Below are 13,153 nucleotides of genomic sequence, written 5' to 3'. Positions count from 1 at the left end.
GCGACCCCGCGCAGGCAGCAAAGCCCTTGTCTATTTGGTATGCTGGTATAATATGTACCTGACATAGCGTGTCCCCAAGGGTTCCGCTGTGCCCATGTGGCAAGCCAAGCCGATCGTGTTTTTGGGAGGAAATACCATGAAATTTACAATCGTGGCGGCGCTCGCCAGCGCTGCGATGATGGGCGTTGCTGTGATGCCGGCAATGGCATCTTCGGACGCGCCGGTCATCGCGCTCACTAACGCCTATTACGGCAACACCTGGCGGCATCAGATGGTGGAGGCTTTCGAAGCGTCGGCCAAGGAAGCGAAGGCGGCTGGGCAGATCGCCGATTACATCGTCATGAATGGCGATGGTTCGGTGGCGCAGCAGAACAGCCAGATCGCCGAACTGATCCTCAAGAAGGTCGACGTGCTCGCCGTCGACGCCGCCTCGGAAACCGCGGTCAACGGCATCATCGAGAAAGCCTGCAAGGCCGGCATCATCGTCGTCTCCTTCGATTCTGTCGCGTCTGCGTCCTGCAACTACCAGCTCAATTTCGACTTCAAGGGCTACAAGGCGACCCAGGCGGAAGCTGTGTTCAAGATGCTCGGCGGCAAGGGCAACGTCATCCAGGTGCGCGGCGTCAAGGGCTCGGCCCCGGACAACGACATGTTCAACGCGCAGCAATCGGTGCTGGCGAAATATCCCGACATCAAGGTTGTCGCCACCGTCTATGGCCAGGCGACCGCCTCGGTGGCGCAGGCGGCCATCGCCAATGTCCTGCCCTCGCTGCCGCATGTCGATGCGGTGCTCGGCCAGGGCGGCAGCGACGATGTCGGCATTGCCCAAGCCTTCGTCCAGTATGGCGGCGAGTACAAGGACAAGATGCCGATCATCGAGGGCGGCGGCGGTACCGACTTCGTCAAATGGTGGGCCGACGAGAACGCCAAGAACAGCTACCAGACCGTCTCCATGAACACGACGCCGGGCATTGGCGGCGCTGCTTTCTGGCTCGGCCTGTCCCTGCTCAAAGGCGCCAAGGCGCCCAAGATGATGATCATGCCGGTCGCAACAGTCGATGCCAGCAACCTCAAGGAATACGCCAAGCTGCCGGGCGGCCAGATCATCAGCCCAAGCTATTCGCTCGACTGGGTCAAGCAGAATTTGCTGAGCAAGTAACGCGACAAGCACAAGGGATCGGACCGCCGAAAGCGCCCGATCCCTGACCGTGAAGAACGGAGGACGAATGTCCCACCTTGCCGTTGCCGATCAGAAGGGTGCAGCCGCCAGGGCGCCCGCCTTTTCGATCCGGCAGGAAATCGTCTCGCTTTCACAGATCACCAAGAGCTTCGGGCCGACGCTGGCGAACGCCGAGATCGACCTCGCCGTTTCGGCCGGCGAGATCATCGGACTCGTCGGCGGCAACGGCGCCGGCAAATCGACGCTGATGCGCATTCTTTGCGGCACGATGTGGCCGACCCTCGGCTCGATCTCGTTCGCGGGCCAGATGCTCAGCTTCGCCGACTACAACACGATGGAAGCGCAACGGCGCGGCATCCGCATGGTGCATCAGGAACTGTCGCTGTGCGCCAATCTGTCCGTGGCAGAGAACTTCTTTCTGGAGACGCCGCAGGACGCGGCCAGCCGGCCCGGCTGGCGGATGCTTTTCAGAGGCCGCGCGCGCTCGGCGCTTGATGCCGTCTTTCCCGGCAACGGCATCGATGTGAATGCGGAAGTCGGCCAGCTGTCCATCGCCGAGCGGCAGATGGTCGAGATCGCGCGTGCCGCCGCCACACCCGGCGTCAGGCTGATCGTTCTCGATGAGCCGACCTCGTCGCTCGATCTCGATCGCTCCAAGCAGTTGCGGGCCTTCATCCGCGAGCGGGCCGAGGCCGGGCTCGCCTTCATCTTCATCAGCCACAAGCTGCAGGAAATCATCGACATCGCCGCGCAGGTTGTCGTGCTGCGCAACGGACGCATCGCCTGGCGCGGCGACGTGGCGGACACCTCGATAAGCAAGCTGGTGCAGCTCATGGGCGGCGACGCAAACTCGATCCACCAGCATGGCGCCACCGTCGCCAGCACCGGAGGCGCATTGGTGCGGCTGTCCGGGGCGCTGACATCCGAACTCGGCCGCGACATCGAGATCGCGCGCGGTGAGATCGTCGGACTGGCGGGGCTCGAGGGCAGCGGCCAGAAGGAGCTGCTGCACGCCATCTTCAAGCCCAATCCGGCGAAGGATGCCGCCGTCACCCGGTCCGGCGAAGCCGGCTTCATTGCAGGCGACCGCCAAAAGGAAGGCGTATTCCCGCTGTGGAGCGTGCTGGGCAACATCTCCATCGGCAGCCTTGCGCGCCGCCCGTCGCTGGGCCTGGTCTCGAACCGGGTCAATCGCGAGGCCGCGGCCGACGCCGCCGGCCGGCTGCGGCTCGACGAAAACCGCTTCGGGTCCAACATTCTGGAGCTGAGCGGCGGCAACCAGCAAAAGGCGCTGGTTGCCCGTGCGCTGGTCGCCGATACGCCGATCATCCTGCTCGACGATCCGACGCGCGGCGTCGACATCGCCACCAAGCAGGATTTCTACCGGCTCTGCAACGACATCGCACGCAGCGGGCGGACACTCGTCTGGCATACGACCGAGGACGCCGAATTGCTGGCTTGCGACCGCGTGCTGGTCTTTGCCGGCGGCCGGATCGTCAAGGAACTGACCGGCGAGGCGATCACCGAAGCGGCGATCGTCGGGGCGTCTTTCGTCCAGCCGACGGACAAGCGCATCGACGCCGCGCACGGCAAGGCCGGCGCGGCCGGGCTTGTCCGCGGGCTGGTGAACGCAGCCCCCTTCATCGGCCTCGCCGCCGTGCTGGCGGTGATGGTCTCGGCCAATCCGGCGGTCGCCTCGGTCTTCGGCCTCGACCTGCTCTTGATGCCGGCGCTGTCACTGGTGCTGGTAACGGCGGCGCAGATGTTCATCGTCGGCGGCAGCGAAATCGATCTCGGCGTCGGCGCGTTCGCCGGGCTGATCAGCGTGCTCAGCGCCACGCTGCTCTACGATCAGCCATGGCTCGGCGCGCTAGCGCTTTTTGTGGCGGTGGCCGCCTATGCTGGTCTCGGCGGGCTAATCCAGGCACGAAAGATCCCGGCGATCGTCGTCACGCTCGGCGCCTCCTTCATCTGGGTGGGGCTGGGCTATGCGCTGCAGCCGACGCCAGGCGGCGCCAGCCCTGAATGGCTTATGGCGCTATTCGGCTGGTCGCTCGACTTCTTGCCGACATCTATCATCCTCATCGCGGCGGTCGCCCTGGTGGTCTTGACGATCGACCGGTTGCCACTTGGCGTGGTGCTGCGCGGCTTCGGCAACAATCCGACGGCAATGGTCCGCTCGGGCTGGTCGCCAACACGCTACGCGCTGGTGCGCTATCTCATCGCCGGGCTGTTCGCCGCGGCCGCCGGCCTGTCACTGACGGCGATCAACACGGCGAGCGACATCAACTCGGGCAATTCGTTCACGCTGCTCAGCGTCGCCGCCGTGGTGATGGGCGGCTGCTCGCTGCTTGGCGGTATCGTCTCGCCGGTCGGCGCCATCGCCGGCGCGGTGACGCTGTCACTGATCGGCGCACTGCTTGGCACGCTCAATGTCAGCAGCGACTTCAACGCCGCGACGCAAGGGCTGATCCTGATCGCGCTCCTGACGTTGCGCGGCCTGACCGCGGACCGCGAGAGCGAACAATGAACGCGTTGTCCGCCTTCACTCTTTGGGCCCAGAACAACCGCTGGGTCTGGGCATCGATCGGCGTGCTCCTGCTCTGGCTCGTGCTCTCCGTGGTCACCAACCGGTTCAGCCTGTCCAGCCTGTCAGGCATCGTGCTGTCGGCCTCGTTCCTGACCGTCGTCGGCATCGGTCAGATGTTCGTCGTCACCACAGGGCGCGGCAACATCGATCTTTCCGTCGCCTCGGTGATCACGCTCAGCGCCTTCGTCGCGCTGCTCACCATCAAGGGCCAGGATGCCAATCTTGCCATTGGCGTCACGGCTGCCGTCCTGCTCGGTCTCGCGGTCGGGCTGCTCAATTCGCTGCTTGTCGTCGGCCTCGGCATTCCGGCGATTATCGCGACGCTCGCCACCGGCTATGTGCTGGCGACCGCGACGCTGCTGTCGAACAAGGCAATCCCCGGCTTTGCCGTCAGCCCGGCGCTCAAGGATCTGGCGACGGGCCGCATCTCGGGCGTTCCGATCATGGCCATCATCGCCATCCTCGGCGTAGCGGCGGCTTCCTTTGTGCTGCGCTACACCGTGTTCGGGCAGCTCCTGTCGGCGGTCGGCCAGAACCGCGCGGCCGCCCGGCTCGCCGCCATCAGGAATGGCCGGGTGATCGCGGCGGCCTTCATCATCTCGTCGGTGCTGGCCTCGATCGATGGCCTGCTGCTCGGCGCCTATATCGGCGGCGCCTTCCTCGAAATGGGCCAGCCCTATCTGTTGCAGTCGATCGCCGCCGTGGTGCTCGGCGGCACGCTGATCTTCGGCGGCTCGGCGACCGCGCTCGGCACCCTGTTCGCCAGCATCCTGCTCATCCTGATCGTGACGACCATGCAGATTATCGGGCTGCCGCCAGGCGCCCAGGACATCGTCCAGGGCATCGTCGTCATCTTTGTCCTGGCGCTTGCCGGTCGACAGGTATTGGCGCGGCGCACCACTGCCGAGCCCGCAGATGGAGCGACGCCGAAGGCAAAGGCGGCCGCGTCGTTGCCGGAGTGACAGCCAGGCCGACAATTCCACTTGCCAAATTATGGTAGAGTGATCATACCAGTATATAAGATGACGATCGCCGACGATCGCCTAGGGTTCAAGGAGCAAAGCCAGATGACAACGATTGCGCTTTTTGGTGCGGGCGGGAAAATGGGCTACCGCCTGTCGACCAATTTTCGCGGATCGGACTACACGATCCGCCATGTCGAGATCAGCGAGGCCGGCAAGGAGCGGCTGAAAACCGGACTCGGCTTTGATGCGGTCGGCGTCGATGAGGCGCTCAAGGACGCCGAAGTCGTGATCCTGGCGGTGCCGGATACTCATATCGGCAAGGTCGCCGCCAGCATCGAAAGCAAGCTTGTGTCCGGCACGATGGTGATCGTGCTCGATGCGGCGGCACCCTTCGCCGGCCATCTGCCCAATCGTCCGGACCTTACCTACTTCGTGACCCATCCCTGCCATCCGCCGATCTTCAACGACGAGACCGACATGGCCGCCAAGAAGGACTTCTTCGGCGGGGTTAAGGCCAGACAGCACTTCGTTAGCGCCCTGATGCAAGGGCCGGAGGAAGACTACGCCAAGGGTGAGAAGATCGCCCAGATCATCTGGGCACCGGTGATGCGCTCGCACCGCGTCACGGTCGAGCACATGGCGCTGCTGGAGCCTGGCCTTTCGGAGACGGTGTGCGCTTCGCTGCTCGTCGTCATGAAGGAAGCGCTCGATGAGGTCGTGGCGCGCGGCGTCGACCGGCAGGCCGCACTCGATTTCCTGCTCGGTCACATGAACGTGCTCGGCGCCGTTATCTTCGGCGAGACCAAGGGCGTGTTTTCCGATGCCTGCAACAAGGCCATCGAATTCGGCAAGCCGGTGCTGATGCGCGACGACTGGAAGCGCGTCTTCGAGCCGGAAGAAATCGCCGCCAGCATCCAGCGCATCACATGAGGCGCGCCTTCCTTCTGCTGCACAAAGGTGCACGGTTAGATACAGATCATCTGAATTAGTGATTGACTCATCATACCAGTTAGCTAAGCTATTCACGCACTTGGATTGATCATTCTCCGCTGGGAGAAGGTATCGGACGAGCGGAGGATGGCGGGGACGGGCGCGAAAATCGGTTCGGTCGAAAAGCCGGCAAGCGGCTTTGCTGATCGGAGCGGCGCGCCGCCGCACTGCCTAACGAATTCAAATGGAGACAGCGGCCTCGGCTGGTCGAGGCACGAGATTTTTCAATGGGAGGACTTCATGAAACTTACTCGCAGAATGACGCTTGCGGCTTTCGCCAGCGTATTGGCACTCGGCACGGCGGCGCCGGCCTTCGCGGCCGACCTGATCGCGATCATCACCCCCTCACACGACAATCCGTTCTTCAAGGCGGAAGCCGTCGGCGCCGAGGCAAAGGCCAAGGAGCTCGGCTACGAGGCGCTGGTGCTGGTGCATGACGACGACGCCAACAAGCAGTCGCAACTGATCGACACCGCGATCGGCCGCGGCGCCAAGGCCATCATCCTCGACAATGCCGGCGCCGACGCCACCGTCGCTGCGGTGCAGAAGGCCAAGGACGCCGGCATCCCCTCCTTCCTGATCGACCGCGAGATAAACGCCACCGGCGTCGCCGTGGCGCAAATCGTCTCCAACAACTACCAGGGCGCCCAGCTCGGCGCGCAGGAATTCGTCAAGCTGATGGGCGAGAAGGGCAATTATGTCGAGTTGGTCGGCAAGGAATCCGACACCAATGCCGGCATCCGCTCCAAGGGCTATCACGACGTAATCGACGACTATCCAGACCTGAAGAAGGTGGCGCAGCAGTCGGCCAACTGGAGCCAGACCGAGGCCTATTCCAAGATGGAATCGATTCTTCAGGCCAACCCCGACATCAAGGGCGTGATCTCCGGCAACGACACGATGGCGATGGGCGCCTATGCGGCGCTCGCCGCGGCGAACCGCAAGGATGTCATCGTCGTCGGCTTCGACGGCTCCAACGACGTGCGCGATTCCATCACATCAGGCGGCATCAAGGCGACGGTGCTGCAGCCCGCCTACGCCCAGGCGCAGATGGCGGTCGAGCAGGCCAACAACTTCATCAAGAACAAGAAATCGCCAGAGAAGGAAAAGCAGCTGATGGACTGCGTGCTCGTCAATGGCGGCAATGCCGCCAAGCTGGAAACCTTCGCGCTGAAGAACTGAACCGGCGAAACTCGAACAGCGGGGGGCGAACCAGGGGTTCGTCCCTCGCCTCCATTTCACCAGGATACTTTGACCTTCATGCTCAACAAGCCGATCTGGCCGATTAAGGCGACTTGGCCGATCCTTGCGCTGGCCGCCGGCATCGGCCTCAGCGCCTGCAAGATCCTACCGACGCCATCGGCGCAAGGCGGCGCAGGCAACGCGTCCGGTTTCAACCCGGACAAGATGGTTGAGGATATATGGGCTGCGAAGGTCATCCCGTATCTGCAAGAAAGGGCCGGGCCGTTCGCCGAAGTCCAGGCGCTGGCGAAGACCGATCAGGCGGCGGCCGGCGCCAAATACGGCAACCCCAAGAAGCAGGCGAATTCGCCATGGACTTTCGCGGTCCGCGTCGAGGGCAAGATCGTCGCCGCCAACACGCAGTCGCGCGCGGGGACGATGGATATCGACGTCGACGGCGACGGCAAGGCGGATGCCCGCATCCAGATCGGCCCGGCAATGCGCGGAACCGCACTGCGAGACAGCCTCGATTTCGTGCAATTCAACGATTTCACCAACCAGATCGACTTCGCCCAGTTCGGCAAGGCGTTCAACGCCTTCGCCGACAAGACCGTGCTGTCCAAGCTGCCGCGCGAGGCGCTGGAGGGCCGCACCGCCAAGGTGCTTGGCGCCTACACGATTGAAGGCGGCCAGGACCTGCCATTGGTGACCCCGGCGGAGGCCGAGATCGGGCCAAAGCCATGACCACGGCGCTTGATCATGACGTCATCCTGAAGCTGGAAGACGTCTCCAAAGTCTATGCCGGCACCGTCGCGGTCAAGCAGGCCAATTTCGAGGTGCGCAAGGGTGCGGTCAATGTGCTCGTTGGCGAAAACGGCGCCGGCAAATCGACGCTGATGAAGATCATCGCCGGCGTCGAGCAGCCGACGGCCGGGCGCATCCTGCTCGACGGCAACGAGGTTTCCTTCTCCTCCTCAGGTGATGCGGTGACCCGCGGCATCGGTATGGTGTTCCAGGAGCTAAACCTGTTCGGCAACATGACCGTTGCCGAGAATATTTTTGCCACGCGCGAGATCACCAACCGGTTTCGCAAGATCGACCGCAAGAAGCAGGAGCGGCGGGCCGGTGAATTCCTCGATCGGCTCGAAGCCGGCATCCGGCCGGACATGCTGGTCGAGGACCTGCGCATCGGCCAGCAGCAACTGGTCGAGATCGCCAAGGCTGTCTCGCTCGACGCGCGCATCCTGATCATGGATGAGCCGACCTCGGCGCTCAGTGCGGCGGAAGTCGAGATCCTGTTCAAGGTGATCGCCGACCTCAAGGCGCGCGGCGTGGCGATCGTCTACATCTCGCACCGGCTGGAGGAACTGATCCGCATCGGCGACTACATCACCGTGCTGCGCGACGGCCGCATCACCGGCCAGGAGGAGGTGAAGAACGTCGACACGCAGTGGATCGTGCGGCAGATGATCGGCTCGGACGCCAAGGATTTCGCCAAGGCCGACGGCCATGTTCCCGGCGAGGAGATCTTCCGCGCCGAAGACATCTGCCTGCCGCGCGTCACCGGCGGACTGGCGGTCGACCATGTCTCGCTGTCGCTGCGCGCCGGCGAGATTCTGGGCATCTACGGACTGATGGGCGCCGGCCGCAGCGAGCTGTTCGACTGCATCATGGGCCGCCACGGCCATGCCAGCGGCAAGATCTTCATCGACGGAAAGCATATCAGGGAACGCGATACGACGCGGCGCATACGGCGCGGGCTGGCGCTGATTCCGGAAGACCGCCAACGCGAGGGCCTGGTGTCGATCCTCTCGGTCGCCAGCAACCTGACGCTGGCCAGCCTGTCGCGTTTCGTGCGCGTCTTCCATATCCGTGGCGGCGCAGAGCGTCAGGCGGTCACGCAGATGGTGCGGGAGCTTTCGATCAAGGTCGCGGATCCGACGCAGGAAGTCTCGTCGCTTTCCGGCGGCAACCAGCAGAAGGTGGTAATCGGCAAGGCGCTCCTCACCGGGCCGAAGGTGCTGTTGATGGACGAGCCGAGCCGCGGGATCGATGTCGGCGCCAAGGCGGATGTCTTCCGCACCATGCGCAAGTTGTCGCGCGATGGGCTCGGCATCCTCTTCGCCACTTCCGATCTCGACGAGGTGATGGCGCTATCTGACCGCATCGCGGTCATGAGCAATGGCAAACTGACCGGCATGTTCGATCGCGCCGAGGCGAGCGAAGCCGCGATTGTCGCCGCATCGGCGCTCGGCCATGGACCCGCCCCGCACATCTTGCCCCAGAATTTGGAGAGCAACGCTGATGACTGACATTCCGGCCAGGGCGGCTCACGCATCGGCCTCCAGCGGCTCGGCGTTGCTGACGCTGATGAAGCTCAGGACCTTCATCGCGCTGATTGCCGTGCTGGTGTTCTTCTCCATCGCCGCCCCGAACTTCCTGTCCGCCGCCAATCTGATCCTGATGGCCAAGCATGTGGCGCTCAACGCCTTCCTCGCCATGGGCATGACCTTCGTCATCATCACCGGCGGCATCGACCTTTCGGTCGGCTCGATCGTCGGCCTGTGCGGCATGGTGGCCGGCTATCTCGTGCTCAACGGCATCGACCTGCAATTCGGCTACACCATCTACTTCAACGTGGTGGAGATCGCATTGATCACCCTGGCGGTCGGCATTTTGATCGGCGCCGTCAACGGACTGCTGATCACCCGGCTCAACGTCGCACCCTTCATCGCCACGCTCGGCGTCCTCTATGTGGCGCGCGGCCTGGCGCTGCTGTCGTCTGACGGCCGCACCTTCCCCAATCTGGTCGGCAAGCCGGAACTCGGCACCACCGGCTTCGGCTTCCTCGGCGCAGGCCGGCTCGTCGGCTTGCCCGTCTCGATCTGGATCCTGATCGTGGTGGCGCTGGGCGCGGCGTATCTCGCCCGGTACACGCCGCTCGGCCGCCACATCTTCGCCGTCGGTGGAAACGAGCGCGCGGCGCGCATTTCGGGCGTACGCGTCAACATGGTCAAGATGTTCGTCTACATGTTCTCCGGCTTCTGCGCGGCGATCGTCGGCCTGATCATCTCGTCGGAGCTGATGGCCTCGCATCCTGCAACAGGCGAGAGCTTCGAACTGAATGCCATCGCTGCGGCGGTGCTTGGAGGCACCTCGATGTCGGGCGGCCGCGGCACGATCGGCGGCACCATCGTCGGCGCCTTCGTCATCGGCATCCTGTCGGATGGGCTGGTGATGATGGGCGTGAGCTCCTTCTGGCAGATGGTGATCAAAGGCCTCGTCATCATCGTCGCCGTCGTCGTCGACCAGGCACAGCGCCGGCTTCAGCAGCGTGTCACCCTGATGCAGATGGCAAAGGCGGGTTGATCATGGCGAATTTGAACGGAGCGCTAATCGGCTGCGGCTTCTTCGCCGTCAACCAGATGCATGCCTGGCGCGACATAGCGGGCGCCTCGATCGTCGCCATCTGCGACCGCGATCCGGAGCGGCTCAGGATCGTCGGCGACCAGTTCGGCGTGGCGAAGCGCTACACCGACGCAGCGGCGCTGTTCGCGCCCGAGACACTCGACTTCGTCGACATCGCCACCACCGTGGCCAGCCATCGGCCGCTGGTCGAAATGGCCGCCGCCCATCGTATCCCGGTGATCTGCCAGAAACCCTTCGCGCCGACGCTCGCCGACGCAAAGGTGATGGTCGCGGCCTGCGCCAAAGCCGGCGTGCCGCTGATGGTGCATGAGAACTTTCGCTGGCAGTCGCCGATCCAGGGGGTGCGCGCGGTGCTCGACAGCGGCGAGATCGGCACGCCTTTCTTCGGGCGTATCTCCTTTCGCTCCGCCTATGACGTGTTTTCCGGCCAGCCCTATCTGGCGACGGGCAAACGCTTCATCATCGAGGATCTCGGCATCCACATCCTCGACATCGCGCGTTTCCTGCTGGGTGACGTATCGAGCCTCACCGCCCGCACCGCGCGGGTCAACCCGGCCATCGCCGGCGAGGATGTCGCTACCATGCTGATGGATCACAAGAGCGGCGCCACTTCGGTGGTCGATTGCAGCTATGCGACCAGGCTTGCCGTCGAGCCGTTTCCCGAAACGTTGATCGAGATCGACGGCAGCGACGGCACACTCCGGCTGGCGCAGGGATACCAGCTGACCGTCACCGGCAAGAGCGGCACAACGGTCAGGGATATCTCACCGCCGCTACTGCCCTGGGCCTCACGGCCATGGCACAACATCCAGGAAAGCGTGCTGGCGATCCAGCGGCACTGGGTCGACTGCCTTGCATCAGGCAAGGAGCCGGCGACGTCCGGCGCCGACAACCTCAAGACATTCGCGCTGGTCGAGGCTGCCTATATCGGCGCCGCAAGCCGGCAACCGGTGCAGATCGACGACCTGCTGAAATGACCACGGATCGCTTCCTCCTTTGCGGCACGCACGCGGCGGAGACCGAACCGGTCCGGTTGATCGCCGGCCCGCTCAGCGCCGAATTCGTCAACGGCAATCTGCGCACAATCCGCCATGGCGGCACCGAGGTGCTGCGCGCCATCGCCTATATCGTGCGCGACCGCGACTGGGGCACCTACGAACCCGCGCTGACGAACCTGACCATCGATCAGGGTGCCGATGCTTTCTCCGTCAGCTATGCGGCAAGCTGCGCCGGGCCGGGCGGAAGCCGGCTCGCCTTCCACGCCACCATCAAAGGCTCCTCTGATGGGCAGCTGGTGTTCGACGTCAACGCGCTGCCCGAAAGTGATTTCGAGACCAACCGCTGCGGCTTCTGCATCCTGCATCCGATTGCCGGCCTCGCCGGCAGCCAGGTGACGGTGGAGCACACCGATGGCAGCGTGGTGGCGACGACACTGCCTGACCTGATCGACCCGTGGCAGCCTTTTAGGGATTTGCGCGCCATCACGCATGAAGTGCGGCCCGGCGTCACCGCCGAGTGCCGCATGGAAGGCGACGTTTTCGAAATGGAAGACCAGCGCAACTGGTCCGACGCCTCCTACAAGACCTATGTGCGGCCGTTGGCGCTGCCGTGGCCCTATGTGCTGCCGGCCGGCGAGACCAACCGCCAGACGATCAGCCTGCGCATTGCCAGTGACGACAACACACCGGCCTCCACCGAGGCATCCGGCGCGATCCGTGTGACGCTCGGCGAGCCCGGTCCGGCGCTGCCGGATGTCGGCGTGATCATCTATCCCGACGATGTCGAGACGGCGCTGGCGAACCTCCCAACACTGTCGGCGCTCGGCCCGCAGCAACTGCTGCTTCATTACGATCCGACGGGCGGCCATGGGCTCGATGCCTTGCGCGCTTTCGCCCGGCTCGCCGCCGCTTATCCCGCCCGCACAACGCTCGAATGCGTGGTCGCCTGCCGCGGCGATCTCGATGCTGAACTCGCAGAGGTCGCCGACATGGTGCGCCGGGCAAATCTGCGGCTCGACGCCATCGCGGTTTCGCCTTCGGTTGACCGGCAGTCGACACCGCCGGGGAGTGCCTGGCCGCCCTGCCCGCCGCTGGAAGATGTCTATGCCGCGGCACGCCGCGCCTTTCCCGACATCCGTCTCGGCGGCGGCATGTTCAGTTATTTCACCGAGCTCAACCGCAAGCGCGTTCCGGCCGGGCCGCTCGATTTCATCACGCATTGCACCTGCCCGATCGTACACGCCGCCGACGATCTCAGCGTCATGCAGTCGCTCGAGGCGTTGCCGTTCATCACGCGGTCGGCGCGGACGATCTTCGGCGACAAGCCCTACCGGATCGGACCTTCGACCATTGCCATGCGGCAGAACCCTTATGGCGGTGCCACCAAGGACAATCCGCGGGGAGAGCGCATCGCCATGGCGAACCGCGACCCGCGCCAGAATGGCCAGTTCGCCGCCGCCTGGACCATCGGCTATGCCGCGCGTGTCGCGCCGGCCGGCCTGGAGATGCTGACGCTGTCCGGCTTCACCGGGCAATTCGGCGTGCTGGCTGCATCCGGGGAACCCGTTGCGGAAGGCTCATTCCGGCCGGTCTTCCAGACTATCAAGGGGCTTTGCGAACTGGCTGGCCTTAAACATGTCACGGCCAAAACGAGCGATGAGACCCGGGTATTGGCGTTGGCCGGTCGCTCATCCTCGGGCGAGACGGTCGTGTGGCTGACGAACCTGACGGCAAGCGACGTGGCGGTCGACCTTTCGGAGTTTGGCCGAGGCCATCTTGTTATGGCACCCTACGCGATCGCGCGGATCGGCTGAATCAG

The 13,153-nt window shown here is 64.2% G+C and carries 10 protein-coding genes; all 10 read left to right on the top strand.

Translation table 11 applies throughout. The annotated features are described in order from the left end of the window. Window positions 1-136: 136 nt before the first annotated feature. Window positions 137-1,159 carry an ABC transporter substrate-binding protein gene (locus tag MAFF_RS28670; RefSeq protein ID WP_044551478.1) on the top strand — a complete coding sequence of 341 codons (1,023 nt, stop codon included), beginning with the start codon at window positions 137-139 and terminating at the stop codon, window positions 1,157-1,159. Between the two features lie 67 nt (window positions 1,160-1,226). Next, complete coding sequence (locus tag MAFF_RS28665) at window positions 1,227-3,710, top strand: ATP-binding cassette domain-containing protein (RefSeq protein ID WP_010914509.1); 2,484 nt, start codon at window positions 1,227-1,229, stop codon at window positions 3,708-3,710. Continuing rightward, window positions 3,707-4,732: an ABC transporter permease gene (locus tag MAFF_RS28660; RefSeq protein WP_010914508.1), complete on the top strand. Its 1,026-nt coding sequence runs from the start codon at window positions 3,707-3,709 to the stop codon at window positions 4,730-4,732. Before MAFF_RS28665 ends, MAFF_RS28660 begins: the two co-directional genes overlap by 4 nt. 105 nt (window positions 4,733-4,837) lie before the next feature. Then, window positions 4,838-5,665, top strand: a complete 828-nt coding sequence (locus MAFF_RS28655) for a phosphogluconate dehydrogenase C-terminal domain-containing protein (protein WP_044551473.1) — start codon at window positions 4,838-4,840, stop codon at window positions 5,663-5,665. Window positions 5,666-5,965: 300 nt separating this feature from the next. Continuing rightward, window positions 5,966-6,907 (top strand): D-ribose ABC transporter substrate-binding protein, encoded by a 942-nt coding sequence (locus MAFF_RS28650; RefSeq protein WP_010914506.1) that lies wholly within the window; start codon window positions 5,966-5,968, stop codon window positions 6,905-6,907. A gap of 78 nt (window positions 6,908-6,985) precedes the next feature. Then, window positions 6,986-7,651: a DUF2291 family protein gene (locus MAFF_RS28645; protein ID WP_010914505.1), complete on the top strand. Its 666-nt coding sequence runs from the start codon at window positions 6,986-6,988 to the stop codon at window positions 7,649-7,651. Then, window positions 7,648-9,219, top strand: a complete 1,572-nt coding sequence (locus tag MAFF_RS28640; protein ID WP_010914504.1) for a sugar ABC transporter ATP-binding protein — start codon at window positions 7,648-7,650, stop codon at window positions 9,217-9,219. Before MAFF_RS28645 ends, MAFF_RS28640 begins: the two co-directional genes overlap by 4 nt. Continuing rightward, window positions 9,212-10,276: an ABC transporter permease gene (locus tag MAFF_RS28635; RefSeq protein ID WP_044549524.1), complete on the top strand. Its 1,065-nt coding sequence runs from the start codon at window positions 9,212-9,214 to the stop codon at window positions 10,274-10,276. The genes MAFF_RS28640 and MAFF_RS28635 overlap by 8 nt, the downstream gene beginning before the upstream one ends. A 2-nt stretch (window positions 10,277-10,278) precedes the next feature. After that, window positions 10,279-11,313: a Gfo/Idh/MocA family protein gene (locus MAFF_RS28630; protein WP_010914502.1), complete on the top strand. Its 1,035-nt coding sequence runs from the start codon at window positions 10,279-10,281 to the stop codon at window positions 11,311-11,313. Next, window positions 11,310-13,148, top strand: a complete 1,839-nt coding sequence (gene apnL, locus MAFF_RS28625) for a D-apionate lactonase (protein ID WP_010914501.1) — start codon at window positions 11,310-11,312, stop codon at window positions 13,146-13,148. Before MAFF_RS28630 ends, apnL begins: the two co-directional genes overlap by 4 nt. Window positions 13,149-13,153 lie beyond the last annotated feature (5 nt).

Source organism: Mesorhizobium japonicum MAFF 303099 (assembly GCF_000009625.1).
GTDB lineage: Bacteria > Pseudomonadota > Alphaproteobacteria > Rhizobiales > Rhizobiaceae > Mesorhizobium > Mesorhizobium japonicum.
Note: the sequence above shows the minus strand (reverse complement) of the source record. Positions and strands in the feature narration are given on the sequence as shown.

Bases quoted from the DNA above. Each gene is read 5' to 3' on its own strand.
- MAFF_RS28630 (WP_010914502.1), top strand. From the start codon at position 10,279: ATGGCGAATTTGAACGGAGCGCTAATCGGCTGCGGCTTCTTCGCCGTC.
- MAFF_RS28660 (WP_010914508.1), top strand. From the start codon at position 3,707: ATGAACGCGTTGTCCGCCTTCACTCTTTGGGCCCAGAACAACCGCTGG.
- MAFF_RS28670 (WP_044551478.1), top strand. From the start codon at position 137: ATGAAATTTACAATCGTGGCGGCGCTCGCCAGCGCTGCGATGATGGGC.
- MAFF_RS28655 (WP_044551473.1), top strand. From the start codon at position 4,838: ATGACAACGATTGCGCTTTTTGGTGCGGGCGGGAAAATGGGCTACCGC.
- MAFF_RS28645 (WP_010914505.1), top strand. From the start codon at position 6,986: ATGCTCAACAAGCCGATCTGGCCGATTAAGGCGACTTGGCCGATCCTT.
- MAFF_RS28650 (WP_010914506.1), top strand. From the start codon at position 5,966: ATGAAACTTACTCGCAGAATGACGCTTGCGGCTTTCGCCAGCGTATTG.
- MAFF_RS28635 (WP_044549524.1), top strand. From the start codon at position 9,212: ATGACTGACATTCCGGCCAGGGCGGCTCACGCATCGGCCTCCAGCGGC.
- MAFF_RS28665 (WP_010914509.1), top strand. From the start codon at position 1,227: ATGTCCCACCTTGCCGTTGCCGATCAGAAGGGTGCAGCCGCCAGGGCG.
- MAFF_RS28640 (WP_010914504.1), top strand. From the start codon at position 7,648: ATGACCACGGCGCTTGATCATGACGTCATCCTGAAGCTGGAAGACGTC.
- apnL (WP_010914501.1), top strand. From the start codon at position 11,310: ATGACCACGGATCGCTTCCTCCTTTGCGGCACGCACGCGGCGGAGACC.